The organism is Paenibacillus sp. FW104-T2 (assembly GCF_058789975.1).
The window spans coordinates 108,142-125,113 of sequence record NZ_JBYTCE010000008.1 but is presented as its reverse complement, the minus strand read 5'-3'; the positions used below and the strand labels follow the sequence as shown (position 1 = coordinate 125,113).

The 16,972-nt window shown below is 46.8% G+C and carries 13 protein-coding genes; all 13 read left to right on the top strand.

Annotation, left to right across the window (positions count from 1 at the left end; genetic code table 11):
- Positions 1 to 227 precede the first annotated feature (227 nt).
- The 13 genes from pyrH (at position 228) to infB (ending at position 16,948) form a co-directional block, all read left to right on the top strand.
- Positions 228 to 956, top strand: a complete 729-nt coding sequence (gene pyrH, locus AC3WQ3_RS12470; RefSeq protein WP_095287801.1) for a UMP kinase — start codon at positions 228 to 230, stop codon at positions 954 to 956.
- Entirely contained in the window at positions 956 to 1,510 is a 555-nt protein-coding gene (gene frr, locus AC3WQ3_RS12465; protein WP_095287800.1) for a ribosome recycling factor, read from the top strand. The genes pyrH and frr overlap by 1 nt, the downstream gene beginning before the upstream one ends.
- 89 nt (positions 1,511 to 1,599) lie before the next feature.
- Positions 1,600 to 2,367, top strand: coding sequence for an undecaprenyl pyrophosphate synthase (gene uppS / locus AC3WQ3_RS12460; RefSeq protein ID WP_095358604.1), 768 nt, complete (start codon positions 1,600 to 1,602; stop codon positions 2,365 to 2,367).
- 16 nt (positions 2,368 to 2,383) lie between these two features.
- A complete protein-coding gene (locus AC3WQ3_RS12455; RefSeq protein ID WP_492472423.1) occupies positions 2,384 to 3,178 on the top strand; it encodes a phosphatidate cytidylyltransferase in 795 nt (264 codons plus the stop codon).
- A gap of 77 nt (positions 3,179 to 3,255) precedes the next feature.
- The gene (locus AC3WQ3_RS12450; RefSeq protein WP_336779643.1) at positions 3,256 to 4,395 is read left to right on the top strand and encodes a 1-deoxy-D-xylulose-5-phosphate reductoisomerase; all 1,140 of its coding nucleotides are present in this window, start codon (positions 3,256 to 3,258) and stop codon (positions 4,393 to 4,395) included.
- 113 nt (positions 4,396 to 4,508) lie between these two features.
- Positions 4,509 to 5,780 carry an RIP metalloprotease RseP gene (gene rseP, locus AC3WQ3_RS12445; protein ID WP_336779644.1) on the top strand — a complete coding sequence of 424 codons (1,272 nt, stop codon included), beginning with the start codon at positions 4,509 to 4,511 and terminating at the stop codon, positions 5,778 to 5,780.
- 62 nt (positions 5,781 to 5,842) lie between these two features.
- Positions 5,843 to 7,297 carry a proline--tRNA ligase gene (proS, locus tag AC3WQ3_RS12440; RefSeq protein ID WP_492472422.1) on the top strand — a complete coding sequence of 485 codons (1,455 nt, stop codon included), beginning with the start codon at positions 5,843 to 5,845 and terminating at the stop codon, positions 7,295 to 7,297.
- Positions 7,298 to 7,440: 143 nt separating this feature from the next.
- On the top strand, positions 7,441 to 11,763 hold the full coding sequence (locus tag AC3WQ3_RS12435) for a PolC-type DNA polymerase III (RefSeq protein ID WP_492472421.1): 4,323 nt from the start codon (positions 7,441 to 7,443) through the stop codon (positions 11,761 to 11,763).
- Between the two features lie 256 nt (positions 11,764 to 12,019).
- The gene (gene rimP, locus AC3WQ3_RS12430) at positions 12,020 to 12,481 is read left to right on the top strand and encodes a ribosome maturation factor RimP (RefSeq protein ID WP_095287724.1); all 462 of its coding nucleotides are present in this window, start codon (positions 12,020 to 12,022) and stop codon (positions 12,479 to 12,481) included.
- A gap of 123 nt (positions 12,482 to 12,604) precedes the next feature.
- On the top strand, positions 12,605 to 13,702 hold the full coding sequence (nusA, locus tag AC3WQ3_RS12425) for a transcription termination factor NusA (protein ID WP_095287723.1): 1,098 nt from the start codon (positions 12,605 to 12,607) through the stop codon (positions 13,700 to 13,702).
- Between the two features lie 25 nt (positions 13,703 to 13,727).
- Positions 13,728 to 14,036 (top strand): RNase P modulator RnpM, encoded by a 309-nt coding sequence (gene rnpM, locus AC3WQ3_RS12420; protein ID WP_095287722.1) that lies wholly within the window; start codon positions 13,728 to 13,730, stop codon positions 14,034 to 14,036.
- Positions 14,026 to 14,355: a L7Ae/L30e/S12e/Gadd45 family ribosomal protein gene (locus tag AC3WQ3_RS12415; RefSeq protein ID WP_170948040.1), complete on the top strand. Its 330-nt coding sequence runs from the start codon at positions 14,026 to 14,028 to the stop codon at positions 14,353 to 14,355. Before rnpM ends, AC3WQ3_RS12415 begins: the two co-directional genes overlap by 11 nt.
- The gene (infB, locus tag AC3WQ3_RS12410; protein ID WP_492472420.1) at positions 14,348 to 16,948 is read left to right on the top strand and encodes a translation initiation factor IF-2; all 2,601 of its coding nucleotides are present in this window, start codon (positions 14,348 to 14,350) and stop codon (positions 16,946 to 16,948) included. Before AC3WQ3_RS12415 ends, infB begins: the two co-directional genes overlap by 8 nt.
- The last annotated feature ends 24 nt before the right edge of the window (positions 16,949 to 16,972 follow it).

Genomic DNA, 16,972 nt, shown 5'->3' with positions numbered 1-16,972 from the left:
CGGTTTTATACCGGCAAGCAGAAATTGGTTTTCGAAGATATAAGAATGATAAAACTTCGAAGCAGAGCTCCCTTATATCTCAGGAAAACAGTGCCTAACCGGTTAATCGTTTTTCTAAAAGAGTGGAACACAGTCGTGTTCCTTTCTTTTTAAGCAGGAGGCCATGCGCGAGAAGTTTTGTTGATTGAACACCGAAGGTGCTCAAGTTTAAAGTGGAGGGTGAACAATTGGAACAGCCAGTATTCAAACGCGTTGTCTTAAAGGTTAGTGGGGAGTCCCTTTCCGGTCAAAACGGCTATGGTATTGATGCAGAGACGATCTCGTCGATTGCTCAGCAGGTAAAAGAAGTTGTTGAACTTGGTGTGCAGGTTGCCATCGTATGTGGTGGCGGAAACATCTGGCGTGGAATCGCCGGTAGCGAAAACGGCATCGATCGAGCAACAGCCGACTATATGGGAATGTTAGCTACAGTAATGAACTCGCTAGCACTGCAAGATGCATTGGAACAGATTGAAGTGCCTACACGTGTACAGACTTCAATTGCCATGCAGCAAATTGCAGAGCCATATATCCGTCGAAGAGCTATTCGTCATCTGGAGAAAGGCCGTGTCGTTATTTTTGCAGCAGGTACAGGTAACCCGTTCTTCTCCACGGATACAACAGCAGCACTGCGCGCAGCGGAGATCGAAGCAGAAGTCATCCTGATGGCTAAAAACAAAGTTGATGGCGTATACTCGGCCGATCCGTTCAAGGATAGTACAGCTGAGAAATATGAGCAATTGACTTACCTCGATGTACTTAACAAAAATCTTGGTGTAATGGATTCGACGGCGTCCTCGCTCTGCATGGACAACAACATTCCGTTGATTGTATTTGCCATTACAGAACAAGGTAACATCAAACGTGTAGTTCTCGGTGAACGCATCGGAACAATCGTTAAAGGGAGTGTAGATTAATGCCAGAAGCGGTTAAAAAACATGCCGAAGAACGTATGGATAAAGCAATTCAAGCGTTACGTCGTGATCTTGCCACTTTGCGTGCAGGACGTGCAACTCCGGCTCTTCTGGACCGGGTTCAGGTAGAGTACTATGGAGCGATGACACCACTTAATCAACTCGCGAATATTAGCACACCAGATTCCCGTACGCTGATGATTCAGCCATGGGACAAATCTTCTATGGGCGAAATCGAACGTGCGATCATGAAGTCGGATCTGGGATTAACACCGGCTAACGATGGTAATATGATTCGTTTGTCCATTCCTCCACTTACGGAGGAGCGCAGAACAGAACTCGTAAAACTGACGAAAAAGTTCGGCGAAGAAGGAAAAGTTGCGATTCGTAACATTCGTCGTGATGCGAATGATGATATTAAAAAAATGGAGAAGTCAGAGATTTCCGAGGACGAGTCCCGGAGACATCAGGACGATATCCAAAAATCGACCGACAAGTTTATTGCTGAAGTCGATAAGGTACTCGCTGCCAAAGAAAAAGAAATTATGGAAGTGTAAGACAAGCGCAGCCCCTCCAATACGGTGGGGTTTTGTCTCTTTTTCTAGTCTTCAGGTGAAGAAACTTCAGGGATTTTGGAGGAACAGGAATGATCAAACGGGTTCGGTCGTGGTGGAATGGGGCTGAAAAGCAGGAAACGCTGACTATATCCGAGGATAATATCCCGCAGCACGTTGCCATTATTATGGACGGGAATGGTCGATGGGCCAAACGTCTGGGTCTGCCACGCATAGCTGGGCATCAGAATGGCATGAAGGCAGTGAAACGTGCAACCATCGCGGCGGATGAACTGGGCATCAAATATCTGACGATGTATGCTTTTTCGACAGAAAACTGGACACGTCCAAAAGAAGAAGTGGATTTTCTAATGAGACTTCCACAAGAATTTCTGGCGATTGAGTTAGATGAACTTATAGAAAAGAATGTCCGCATACGCATGATGGGGCAGGAAGAGAAGTTACCTTCACATACCGTTAATGCCCTACGTGAAGCAATTCGTCTCACGGAACACAATACGGGGCTTGTATTGAACTTTGCAATGAATTATGGAAGTCGTCGAGAAATGACGGACTGTGTGAAGCAGATTGCGCTGCAGGTCCAGTCAGGGGAACTCTCGGCAGAAGACATTACACCTGAGCTCATAGACAAACATATGTTGACTGTGGATATGCCTGATCCGGATCTGTTAATCCGGACAAGTGGAGAATTAAGGCTCAGTAATTTTATGCTTTGGCAGCTTGCATATAGCGAGCTATGGTTTACGGATATATACTGGCCCGAATTTGGCAAACAGCACTTGCTTGAAGCAGTAGCCGAATATCAGCGCAGAACAAGGCGTTACGGCGGTTTGAAATAGATGGAGGATGAAGCCGTTGAAACAGCGATTAACGACAGGGATAGTAGCAGGTGTGTTGTTTTTGGGTTTTTGCATGCTGGGTGGACCTTGGTATCATGGCCTGGTACTGCTTATGGCTCTCATCGGTTATTATGAATTTGTGAAAATGACGGGGGTACAACCTTTTTCAGGTGTAGCCCTGATTGGATATGCAGGTGTTTTTGCGCTTGTCTTTCCATGGGAAATGGTGTGGGAAGGCAGACCTCTAACGCTGTTCCAGATCAGTTGGCTGGTTATGCTTGTTTTAATGACGGCCTCGGTGATAACCAAGAACAGGATTCCTGTGAATACAATAGGCATGCTCTTTTTGGGTGTGCTGTATACAGGCATCGGTTTTTATTATATTGCTGAGTCCAGACATCTTCATCACGGGCTCTTTTGGACGTTCCTATTATTAGGCTCGATCTGGGCCAGTGACGCTGGTGCCTACTTTGTTGGGAAGCTTATGGGGAAAAACAAATTATGGCCATCAATAAGTCCTAACAAAACGGTGGAGGGCGCGTTGGGCGGTATTGTGATTGCCGTTGTAACATCTGTTGTGTTTGCGATGTTATCAGATGGCTTGTTATCTTGGCAGAGAGCAATATTGATTGGGCTCGCATGTGCTGTAGTCGGCCAAATGGGAGACTTAATCCAATCCGCTTACAAACGTGTGTACAATATTAAGGATTCCGGCAACCTTCTTCCGGGGCATGGAGGTATTCTGGATCGGTGCGACAGCTGGATTGTTGTGTTTCCATTTGTACATATACTAATGCTTCTGCCTTACTAATGTTTTGAACATAAGACGTGTATAACAGATGGATTCGAAATTATGCACGCAATGGATAAATAAAGATGAGGTGCAGCATGAAGAAAATAGCAATTCTCGGATCCACCGGTTCGATTGGAACTCAAACATTGGATGTCGTTGACATGCATCCTGAGCTTTTTCAGGTGGAGGGCCTGGCTGCCGGAGGGAATACTGAACTTTTAATCAAACAAGCCAATCACTATCGGCCAAAAAAGGTATCGGTAGGTACCAAAGAGTTAGCTGAGACGGTCGCCCCGCACTTACCTGCGGGAACGCAGCTCTTCTATGGAAAAGAGGGCTTGGTGGAAGTAGCAGCCGGGACAGACGCAGATACTGTGGTGACAGCTGTCATGGGGAGCGTAGGGCTCGAATCAACACTGGCTGCCATTGAAGCTGGCAAACAAATAGGGCTTGCCAATAAGGAAACACTGGTGACGGCAGGACATATTGTGACAGCGCGAGCTGTGGAAAAAGGTGTCTCTCTGCTGCCGATTGATAGTGAGCACTCTGCGATATTTCAATGTTTGAACGGAGAAAACCGTAACCGGGTAGCAGGAATTACCCTTACGGCCTCAGGGGGCTCTTTCCGCGATTTCTCACGTGAACAGCTGCGGGATGTTACAGTTGAAGATGCCCTGAAGCATCCCAATTGGTCGATGGGCTCCAAAATCACGATTGATTCCGCAACGATGGTGAATAAAGGCTTGGAAGTGATAGAGGCTCACTGGCTGTTCGGGTTGACCTATGACCAGATTGACGTGCTGCTTCACCCAGAGAGTATCATACATTCCTATGTTGAATTTGAGGATACGAGCATCATTGCTCAACTTGGCAATCCGGACATGCGTGTTCCGATACAGTACGCGTTAACTTATCCGGATCGGCTGCCTTCACCAGCACAGCGACTATCTTTGGCCCAAGCAGGCAAGCTGCAATTCCGTGAGATGGATATGGAACGGTTCCCTTGTTTAAGACTGGCTTATGAGTGTGGTAAAATGGGAGGGACTGCAACTACGGCATTTAATGCCGCAAATGAGGTTGCTGTAGCACGCTTCTTGCGCAAAGAGATTTCGTTCCTTAAAATAGAGGATATTATTGCTTCCGTGCTGGATGCACACCGCAATGTGGACAATCCTGATCTCGAAGAAATTGCAAGATGTGACCAGGAAAGTCGTAAACATGCTTTTAGTCTGTAATCCTTTTTTCATCACAAATATGGAAGAAGTGATTCTCTTGTGCGGCACCTTGGAATAATGATAATCTAAAGGGACAGACTTCGGTTCGTGCCGTGAAGGAGGATGGATAGGGATTGGAAACCATACAAGTTGTATTTCTAACGGTGCTCATGTTCTTTGTCATCGTGACGGTTCATGAATGGGGGCATTATTATTTTGCCAAACGCGCCGGTATTCTTGTAAGGGAATTTGCGATCGGTTTTGGTCCCAAATTGTTCTCATATAAAAGAAACGAGACCCAGTTTACATTGCGTTTGCTTCCATTTGGCGGATATGCACGTATGGCTGGTGAAGACCCCGAGCTTGTAGAAATCCAAGAGGGTCAGACCATTGCGGTTAGACCGATGGATGATCAAGTGAAAATGATTTATCTGGACCAATTGGATAATCGTAAAAATGTAATACGTGGTGAAGTGATCTCCATTGATATGGAGAATGCGTTGAAACTGCAATTGGATGTTGATGGAGAGGTACAACACTACCGCATACATCCACAAGCAATGCTCGTTAGTCGCGGTAAACAAACACAAATTGCTCCGAAAGACCGGCAGTTTGGCAGCAAGACGGTTGGACAGCGGGCGATGGCGATTTTTGCTGGACCATTGATGAACTTCATTCTGGCTTTTGTCTTGTTTGCCGTGTATGCACAAATGGCGGGAGTTCCTGTGGAAAACCCTAAAAATCTGCAAATCGGTGAAGTACTTGAGGGCGGCGCTGCCGACCAGGCCAACCTGCAAGAAGGAGATATCATTGAGACCATCAATGGTACGGCTATAGGTATTGATTCGCAAAAAATGGTGGCTATGATTGCTGAGTCGAAAGACAAGCCGATGGAATGGACCCTGCGTCGGGGAGATGAAACGTTCAATATAACGATTACGCCCCGCACTGTAGAGGGACAAGAGGGTGGTAAGGTAGGAATCGTGCCAACACTGCCAACCCGATCTGTTGGATTTGCAGAAACGTTCAAAGTATCAGGCTTAGCCATGGTGGATACCACAAAAGTCATCTTTGAAGGTTTCAAACATCTGATTAATCAGTTTAACATGGACGACATTGGTGGACCGGTACGTACATTTGAAGTAACAGGTCAGATTGCCAAACAGGGCATTGAACAGCTAACAAGATGGGCTGCTATTTTGAGCTTGTACCTTGGAATCTTCAACCTGTTGCCAATACCTGCGCTGGATGGCAGTCGATTGGTATTCCTTGGAATTGAAGCGCTGAGAGGACGTCCTGTTGATCCTAACCGTGAAGGCATGGTTCACTTTATAGGCTTTGCCATGCTGTTTGTACTGATGCTGGCTGTAACATATAATGATATACTACGTTTAATTAACGGATAATTATGGTTTGACTACACTCTGAATTTGCAGAGAGGGTCGTTATGGGAGGACGCTGGAGTCTTATGTCAAAGGAAAATGATAAACAATTCGTGACTGAAATCACACCACAGGGCGAGGATTTCTCCCGTTGGTACATTGATGTTATTAAAAAGGCCGATCTGATGGATTATTCGCCGGTTCGCGGATGTATTGTGTTCAAGCCGGACGGCTTTGAGATCTGGGAACATATCAAGGATGAACTTGATCGTCGTTTCCGCGAAACGGGCCATCGCAATGCGTATTTCCCGATGTTCATTCCAGAGAGCTTTTTCCAAAAAGAAAAAGAGCATGTTGAAGGATTTAACCCGGAATTACCTTGGGTTACCGAAGCTGGTGGTGAAAAGCTGGAAGAACGTCTGGCCATTCGTCCGACTTCCGAAACCATCATTGGTCACATGTATTCCAAATGGATTCAATCCTATCGTGATCTGCCTGTTCTGATCAACCAGTGGGCTAACGTTGTTCGTTGGGAGAAAAGAACATTGCCTTTCCTACGGACAAGCGAATTTCTCTGGCAGGAAGGTCATACGGCTCACGAGACGGAAGAAGAAGCACGTGAAGAAACGATGCGCATGCTTGAAATCTATCGCGAAGTTGTGGAAGAGTATTTGGCTATCCCGGTTATCAGTGGTCAAAAAACGCCTTCAGAGAAATTTGCAGGTGCGGTGGATACATACTCCATCGAAGCGATGATGAAAGATGGACGTGCCGTACAGGCCGGAACTTCTCACTTCATGGGTACTAATTTTGCCAAAGCATTTGAGATTCAGTATCTCAGCCGTGAAAATGTACTTGAGCATGCTTATACGACATCGTGGGGCGTAAGTACACGCTTGATCGGTGCGCTGATCATGGTACACGGTGATGATCGTGGTCTGGCACTTCCTCCAAAAGTGGCACCAACCCAAGTCGTGATGATTCCGATTGGACCGCCAAAAACGCGTGATGCCGTTGTGGGTCGTGCGGACGAATTGTTCGCTGAACTGAAAAAAGCAGGTATTCGTGTTAAAATGGATGACCGCAGCGACGTTCGTCCAGGCTGGAAATTCAATGAATACGAGATGCGCGGAGTTCCAGTTCGTCTCGAGATTGGTCCTCGCGATATGGAAAATGGTGTATGTGTACTTGTGTCTCGGATCACAGGTGAGAAAAAAGTAGTAGAGCAGGCGAATCTGGTGGAAGAAATTCAGAATATGCTGAATCAGGTTCAATCTGATATGCTGGAACGTGCACGCACATTTATGTCGGATAACTTCTACTCTGTAGATACGCTCGATGAGATGAAGGAATTGATGGAAAACAAACGCGGCTTTACGCTGGCCGGCTGGTGCGGCTCGGAAGCTTGCGAAGATAAAGTAAGAGAAGTAACAGGTGCAACAAGCCGGAACATTCCGTTCCAGCCTGCGGAAGAAAAGCATACGTGCCTGGCTTGTGGTGAAAAGGCGCAGAACACAGTAGTGTTTGCAAGAGCCTACTAGGTCATCATTAACAGGAATATTCACCGTATGAGTAAGTAATGGAAGGCTTCTGTCGGATAAAATGAGTCGGTGCGGGTTCGGATCGGGGACATTTTTGATTGCAGAAGCTTTTCATGTTTTAAGGGGGTACAAGGAGGAACACGATGAGTGGATTCGAGGAGAAACGAAAACGGTTTGTATTGTTGATGAAACAGGCAGAGCTACCTGCAGGTCTGACCGATCCCTATTTTCTGGACGGATGGATTGAACAGGTAGAGACGAATCGCAGCAACCGGGAATGGCATATCCTGATCAGTAAGGATACGTTGGTTCCTGCACCGATCTATCGTACGTTTAGCCTGCATATTCAGGAGAAAATGAATCATATCGCCAAAATTACATTTGGTTTTAAGTATACTGATCAAGTGCAGCCAAGTGATATTGTCAGTGAATATTGGAATCTGTTTCTGGAATGGGTCACTCGCGAGATTCCATCCGTAAATGGATGGATGAACCGGACTACCTTTGAATGTGAAGCAGATTTGCTGCAATTGACCATGAGTGATTCTACATCGATGGAGCTGGCGCGTAAGAAACAGATTGATCAAGCGATTTCAACCTTCTATGAAAAGTATTTTCATCTCCCGCTCCGCATTAAACTACAAGTTGGTGAAGTGGGAAGCAATAAGGAAGCAATGGAGCAGTTCCAGGCGCAGAAGAAGGTTGAGGAGCGACAGGTCATCGAACAGATGATGAGCGAAGTGACCGAAATGGAAGCTCCGGAAGACGAAGATCAGGGCGATGTACGCTTGCAGATGGGCTATGAGATCAAGGAGCCAGCTGTACCGATGCAGGAAGTTCAGGATGAAGAGAAGAAAATCACGCTTCAGGGCTCGATCTTTGGTCTGGACCGCAAGGAGCTGCGGAACGGAAATACGCTGTTTACGTTCTATCTGACCGACTTTACAGATTCGATGCAGATGAAGATGTTTGCGAAGACAAAAGAGGATGTTAAAATCTTGAGCCTTCTGGCCAATGGGAAATGGGTCAAGGTTCGCGGACGCGTAGAGTACGACCGGTTTATGCAAATTCCTGAACTGGCCATGATCCCTTCGGATCTGACCGAAATTAAAGCACCTCCATCACGAAAAGATACCGCGCAGGAGAAACGGGTGGAATTCCATCTGCACTCAACCATGAGTACCATGGATGCTGTAACCTCCATCGATAAATATGTGAAAACTGCTGCGGAGTGGGGACACACGGCAATTGCCGTCACCGATCACGGTGGAGTACAGGTCTATCCGGAGGCAGCCAAAGCAGCGAAGAAAAACGGCATCAAAATGATATACGGCCTAGAGGCCAATGTAGTGAATGATTCCGTTGCCGTTGTCTTGGCACCACAGCCAATTGATCTGAAAACAGCGACCTACATCGTATTCGATATCGAGACGACGGGTCTATCCGTTACACAGAACAAGATTATTGAGATTGCTGCAGTCAAAGTACAAGAGGGTAAAGAGATCGACCGGTTTGCCACCTTTGTAAACCCACATGAACGAATTCCGTACAACATTCAGCAATTGACCAACATTACGGATGAGATGGTCAAAGATGCACCGGAGCTTGAACCGGTCATTCGTGACTTTGTTGCGTTTGCGGGTGATGGCGTGCTGGTCGCGCACAATGCACGATTCGATATGGGCTTTATCCAGGCGTCCCTTAAAAATTTGGGTATGCCTGAGCTGCCCAACCCTGTGCTGGATACGTTGGAATTGGCACGGCTTTTGTATCCAAAGATGAAAAACCACCGACTGAACACACTGGCTGACAAATACAAAGTCGCTCTGGAAAGCCATCACCGGGCGATTGATGATACGATTGCACTTGCTGGAATCCTGAATGGACTTGTGAATGATGCAGCCCAGTTAAAAGGCTTAACCATGCTGGACCGGTTGAACGATTACGTTGGGGTTGATCTGTCGAATACACGTCCATTCCACTGCGGGATTTATGCATTGAATGATGTCGGCAAGAAGAATTTGTACAAGCTGGTTTCCTTGTCTCATACGGAATACTTCAAGCGTGTCCCATGTATTCCGAAGTCTAAACTGGTCGGCTTGCGCGAAGGACTGGTTATTATATCCGGATGTGAAAAAGGTGAGTTCTTCGAGGCTGTTCTGAATAAATCACTGGAAGAGGCCGAAGAAATCGCCGAGTTTTACGACATTTTGGAGATTCAACCCCTCACGATGTATATGCATCTAGTGGACAAGGGACTTGTGGCCACACCGGAGGAACTGAAACTTGCGGTTCGTAAAGTAGTTGATATCGGAGCGAAATTGAACAAGCCGGTTATTGCTACAGGCAATGTGCATTATTTGGAGCCGAGGGACAAAATCTATCGGGATATTACCATCCACGGAATTACCGGTTTCAGTCCGCTGAAAGACCAGCGCAAACCGGATGCCCATTTTAGAACCACTGCAGAAATGCTGGAGGAATTCCAGTTCCTGGGTCAGGACAAAGCCTACGAGGTTGTCGTCACGAATACGATAGAACTTGCTGATCGCTTTGAGGAAATCAAGCTGTTCCCGGACAAACTGTTTACGCCAATACTGGAAGGTGCGGATGAAGAAATTCGGAACACCTGCTACAATACGGCAAAGTCGATATATGGTGAAGACCTGCCTGAAGTCATAGTGGCACGCCTAGAGAAAGAGCTCCAGCCGATCATCAAATACGGTTTCTCCGCCAACTATCTGATCTCGGAGCGTCTGGTGAAAAAATCGAATCAGGATGGTTATCTGGTAGGCTCCCGGGGATCTGTAGGATCATCGGTTGTTGCAACCTTCCTAGGCATCTCCGAGGTTAATCCGCTTCCGGCTCACTATATCTGTGTAAACTCTGAATGTAAGCACAGCGAATGGTTTCTGGACGGAAGTGTACCAAGTGGATTCGACCTTCCAGAGAAGGAATGCCCCGACTGCGGAGGCAGACTGAAGGGAGAAGGGCAAGATATACCGTTTGAGACGTTCCTTGGCTTTAAGGGGGACAAGGTTCCCGATATCGACTTGAACTTTTCGGGTGATTACCAGCCACATGCTCACAACTACACGAAAGTACTCTTTAGTGAAAAAAGCGTGTTTCGGGCTGGCACCATCGGTACAGTTGCCGAGAAGACAGCCTTTGGTTTCGCCAAGAAATATGAGGAAGAGCATCATAAGAAATGGCGCGGAGCTGAATTGAATCGACTGGCTTCAGGTTGTACAGGGGTCAAGCGGAGCACGGGACAGCATCCCGGGGGCATTGTCGTTGTGCCGGATTATATTGAAGTGGAAGATGTCACTCCTGTTCAATATCCTGCGGATGACGTTACTGCAGAGTGGAAAACAACGCACTTTGATTATCACGCCTTTGAAGAGAACTTGTTGAAACTGGATATCCTAGGACACGATGATCCGACCATGATGCGGATGCTGCAGGATCTGACCGGGGTCGATCCAACCACCATTCCGATGAATGATCCAAAAGTCATGAGCATGTTCAACTCTACGGAAGCACTGGGAGTAACTCCTGAACAGATCCGTTCACCTGTTGCAACCTTTGGTGTGCCGGAGATGGGGACGAAGTTTGTGCGTCAAATGCTTGTCGAATCCCAGCCGTCGTCTTTTGCCGATTTATTGCAGATTTCGGGATTGTCCCACGGAACAGGGGTATGGCTTGGAAACGCACAAGAATTGATCAAGAACGGTACATGTAACATTAAAACGGTAATTGGTTGCCGGGATGATATCATGTTATTCCTCATCTATAAGGCGGGGATGGATGCAAGTCTGGCCTTTAAGATTACAGAGAGTGTTCGTAAAGGGCGGGGGTTGCCTCAGGAGTGGATTGATGAGATGAAAAACTGCAAAGTGCCACAATGGTACATTGACTCTTGTCTCAAAATCCAGTACATGTTCCCGAAGGCCCACGCGGCCGCTTATGTCATTTCGGCAGTTCGTACTGCATTCTTCAAGCTGTATTATCCTATTGAATTCTACGCAACCTATTTTACAGTTCGTGCAGATGAGTTTGACATCGAGCTGGTGTGTCAGGGGTACGATGCGATCTATCGGAAAATTGTTGAAATTGAACAATTGGGTTTCCAGGCACCGCCAAAAGAAAAAAACATGCTTCCTGTGCTTGAGATGGCTCTAGAAATGGCCGCTCGTGGTTTCTCACTCAAGCCGATTGATTTGTATCGTTCTGAAGCTACGAAATTTATCGTAGACGGAAATGCACTGGTTCCTCCATTTTCTGCACTGGCAGGAATCGGTGATAATGCAGCACGTAATATAGCGGCGGCAAGAGATCATGGCGAGTTTCTGTCGATTGAAGATTTTCAGCAAAAATCCAAGGCAAGTAAAACGATTGTCGAACTATTGTCTGGCATGGGCTGTTTCCGGGGGCTTCCGGAAAGCAATCAATTATCCCTGTTTTAATGGAAGCTTAAGCCGTCAAAAAAACGCCTGTCAGAAGGTTGCGTAATTTTTTCTTCATTAGTACGCAATTGACCTGAAAGATCGCTTACTTGTCACTATTACCAGACTATGTTATAATTTCTGAAGTGAACGAGATAGTACGAATTTCTGAAGAGTGGGGAAACCCACTCTTTAGTCTTTGGTATACAAGAATCTTGGGTATTACGAAATTGTCGGCTTAACATGTCGGCGTAACCTAAGTTGGAGGTTATCGGTTTTGAGCACAACGAAGATTAAATCTACCGTGGAAGAAATGATCCAACCCTACTTGAATGAACAAGGCTTCGAGCTGGTTGACATCGATTACGTCAAAGAAGGCAGCAACTGGTTTTTACGGGTGTATGTCGACAAAGAGGGTGGCATCGACATCGATGATTGTGTCTTGATCAGCGAACAGCTGAGCGCCAAGCTGGATGAGAACGATCCGATTCCAACCGTCTATTTCCTTGAAGTGTCTTCTCCGGGAGCTGAACGTCCACTGAAAAAAGCGGAGGATGTTGCAAAATCCGTAGGGAAAAACGTATTTGTTACTACCTACGAAGCAGTGAATGGAATGAAGGAGTTTGAAGGTAAACTGCTTTCCTTTGATAACGGGGAACTTGTGATCGAAGCAGGCAAGAAGCAGTACACGGTACCTTATGATAAGGTAGCCAGTGCGCGCTTGGCCATTCTGTTTTAAGTGCCTTGTTCACTTTATTAATGAAAAAGACACATCTCACGATAACGGCAAGGTGCTCATGAGTTTTGAGCCTTTCGCCGTTTTACGTATGAGATGCCATGTTTGAAAGGGGGATCAACATTCATGAGTATGGATTTTATTGAAGCAATGAATGAATTGGAGCGGGAAAAAGGGATCAGCAAGGATGTGCTGTTTGAAGCGATTGAGGCGGCATTAATCTCCAGCTACAAACGTAATTTCAACACCGCTCAAAACGTGCGTGTTGATATGAACCGCAACACTGGAGTTATTCGTGTATATGCACGCAAATTGATCGTGGAGGAAGTCCTCGATTCACGCACCGAAATTTCGTTGCCTGCTGCACGTGAAATTAACCCACACTTCCAGCTGGAAGATATTGCGGAGATTGAGGTTACGCCGCGCGATTTCGGACGTATCGCCGCACAGACTGCCAAACAGGTAGTGACCCAGCGGATTCGTGAAGCCGAACGCGGCCTGATCTACAACGCTTTCGTAGACAAGGAAGAGGATATCGTTACGGGAGTGGTGCAGCGTCAGGATTTGCGCAATATCTACATCGATCTGGGCAAAATCGAAGCGGCATTGCCGTTAACCGAATTGATGCCGAATGAAAAATTTGTTCATGGTGACCGTATTAAGGCTTACATCACCAAGGTCGAGAACACGACCAAAGGGCCGCAAATCATTTTGTCCCGCACACATCCGGGTCTTTTGAAACGTCTCTTTGAACTGGAAGTTCCTGAAATCTTTGACGGGGTCGTTGAGATTCGCTCCGTTGCACGTGAAGCGGGCTTCCGCTCCAAAATTGCCGTACATTCACGCAATGAGGAAGTTGACCCGGTTGGATCATGTGTAGGCCCTAAAGGCATGCGCGTGCAGACCATTGTGGGTGAGCTGCGCGGTGAAAAGATTGACATCGTTCGTTACTCCGAACAGGTAGACGAATATGTGGCTAATGCATTGAGTCCTTCCAAAGTGTTGGAAGTTCAAGTGTTTGAAGAAGAGAAGATGGCCCGTGTCATCGTACCTGACTATCAACTGTCCCTCGCTATCGGCATCAAGGGCCAAAATGCCCGCCTGGCAGCGAAGCTGACCGGCTGGAAAATCGATATCAAGAGCGAGAGCCAGGCGGAACAGGAATTCGGCAGAGAAAAAGATTCTTCTTCAGAAATGCACCAAGATTCCGTCTCCGTCGATTAAAGTAAAGCACGGGGGGCGCTAACGTATGAAGCAGAAAAAAGTACCGCTGCGCAAATGTGTGGCGTGTCAAGAAATGATGCCCAAAAAGCAACTGATCCGTATCGTTAAAACGCCAGAGGATGAAGTGCTGATCGATTTGACTGGCAAAAAGTCCGGACGTGGCGCTTATTTATGCGGCAAGGAATCCTGTTTTAAACTTGCACTCAAAAACCGGTCTTTGGATCGGGCGTTGAAGGGCAAGGTTTCACCTGAAATTTACGAGCAATTGGCTGCTGATTTCGCTTCAGTTGAAGATGATTTCATCGCAGCGCAGGAGCGTGATCATGATGAATAACAAAGCGTTGTCTTATCTGGGACTCTCCATGCGTGCAGGCAAACTGGTGACAGGTGAAGAAATCGTGCTCAAGGCGATCCGTTCTTCCGAAGCTAAGATGGTTATTGTTGCGGGTGACGCCTCGGCCAATACACAGAAGAAATTTCGCGACAAATGCGGAACCTACAAAGTTCCGCTGGTGATCGGATTTGACCGGGATAGTCTGGGTTCAAGTATCGGTAAAGAAACGCGGGTTGTTCTTGCGGTAACGGACCGTGGGTTTGCAAAAATGATCTCCAAGCAAGTCGGTATAATGTCGGAGGTGGAGTATATTGAGTAAACAGGAAAACAAGGATAAATTGCGAGTTTATGAATATGCGAAGTCCATTAATATGAGCAGCAAAGAAATTATAACCATTCTTAAAAAACTGGATATTCCCGTAAACAATCATATGAGTGTCATGGAGAATGGTTCAGTGGGTAAGGTGGAACAATTTTTTAAAGATATAAAATCCACTGCAGCATCCAAACAGAGCAGCGAGGCAAAATCAGTCGCTACTTCCTCCGTGCGCAGTGAAAAAACAGTGGACAGCAACAAGCCGGCCGGCGGAGCGAACACGCCGAACAACAGTAATTCATCCGGTAGTCCCGTACAAACAAAAATACAACAGGAAAAGCAGGTAGGTATGAACAATAGACCAAATTCAAACAATAACAACGGCTCCCAAAGACCCAGCGGCCAAGATAGCCGCAACAGAACGAACTCTTCCCAAGGCTCCAGCCAGGGCGGACAAACAGGTAATCGTTCCAGACCTTCGCAAGGCGGACAAAGCAGTACGGCTTCACGTCCACAAGGCGGAACAAGCAGCACAGCTTCACGTCCACAAGGTTCAGGACAACGTACGAACAACAGTGGTGGCGGTCAAGTGAGAAGTGCTGGACCAAGCAACACTGGTAATAGCGGCAACCGCAGCGGTGGCCAAGGACAGAACCAAGGTCAAGGTCAGCGCAGAGGCGGTCAAGGAAATTCCGGTAATAACAACGGCAATCGTTCAAACAGTGGCGGTGGCGGACGTCGTTACGATGACAACCGTGGCGGCAACTTCCGCGGTAACCGTGGTGGCAAGAACAACCGTAACAGAAACCAGCAGCAGTACCAACAACGCGAGAAAATTGATAACACACCTAAGAAAATCATCGTACGTGGTGATATGACTGTGGGTGAAACAGCGAAGCTGCTTCACAAAGATGCTTCCGAAGTTATCAAGAAACTCATTGGTATGGGTGTTATGGCTACAATTAACCAAGAGCTCGATATCGATACCATTCTTCTGCTCGCAGGTGAATTCGGTGTTGAGGTTGAAGTGAAAATTGTACTTGAAGACGATCGTTTCGAAACTGTGGAAGAGAACGATGATCCTGCGGATCTGCAATCCCGTCCTCCAGTTGTAACGATTATGGGTCACGTTGACCATGGTAAAACAACACTACTTGATGCCATTCGTTCCACGAATGTAACGGGCGGCGAAGCTGGCGGAATCACCCAGCATATCGGTGCCTATCAAGTAGAAATCAACAACAAAAAAATCACGTTCCTGGATACACCGGGTCACGAAGCGTTTACAGCAATGCGTGCTCGTGGTGCACAAGTAACGGATATTACCATCATCGTTGTTGCTGCGGATGACGGCGTTATGCCACAGACTGTTGAAGCTATTAACCACGCAAAAGCAGCGGGTCTGCCTATTATCGTTGCGGTTAACAAAATCGATAAGCCTGGTGCAGATCCGGACAAAGTAAAACAAGAACTGACCAACTATGAACTCGTTCCGGAAGAATGGGGCGGTGACACCATCTTTGTTAACGTTTCGGCGAAACAAAGAATGGGTCTGGAAGGTCTGCTTGAAATGATCCTGCTCGTTGCTGAAGTGAACGAGTACAAAGCGAACCCGGACAAACGTGCCCGTGGTACAGTGATCGAAGCCGAGCTGGATAAAGGACGCGGCCCAGTTGCCCGTATTTTGGTACAGCATGGTACGTTGAAAGTTGGAGATGCCTTTGTAGCAGGTAACTGCTTCGGTCGCGTACGTGCGATGGTGAATGATAAAGGTCGCCGTCTGAAAGAAGCTGGACCTTCTACTCCTGTAGAGATCACAGGGTTGACTGAAGTTCCAGGTGCGGGAGATCCATTCATGGTATTTGAGGATGAGCGTAAAGCTCGTTCAATCGCTGATAAACGTGCGATCACGCAACGTGAATCCGATTTGGGTACCAACACACGTGTAACACTGGACGATCTGTTCCAACACATCAAAGATGGTGAAATCAAAGATCTGAATGTCATTATTAAAGGTGACGTTCAAGGTTCTGTTGAAGCATTGAAGGGTTCACTTGCAAAAATCGAGGTTGAAGGCGTGCGCGTGAAGATCATTCATAGCGGTGCTGGTGCAATTACCGAATCCGACATCATCTTGGCAGCGGCATCCAATGCCATCGTGATCGGTTTCAACGTTCGTCCTGATAATCAGGCGAAAGTAACTGCAGATCAAGAGCAAGTAGACATTCGTCTTCACCGTGTCATCTATAGCGTAATCGAAGAGATTGAACAGGCGATGAAAGGAATGCTTGATCCGATCTACAAAGAAAATGTAATCGGTCATGCTGAAGTTCGCAGCACGTTCAAAATCAGTAAAGTGGGTACCATTGCAGGATGTATGGTTACCTCCGGCAAAATTACGCGCTCAGCGGAAGCACGCTTGATTCGTGATGGCATTGTTCTTTACGAAGGTAAGCTTGATTCACTGAAACGTTACAAAGATGATGCCAAAGAAGTAGCTCAAGGCTACGAATGTGGTATCACTCTTGATAACTATAACGATCTCAAAGAAGGCGACGTTATCGAAGCCTTTGTTATGGAGACGGTACAACGATAAGCAAGGAAGCATGAGGTGAACAAC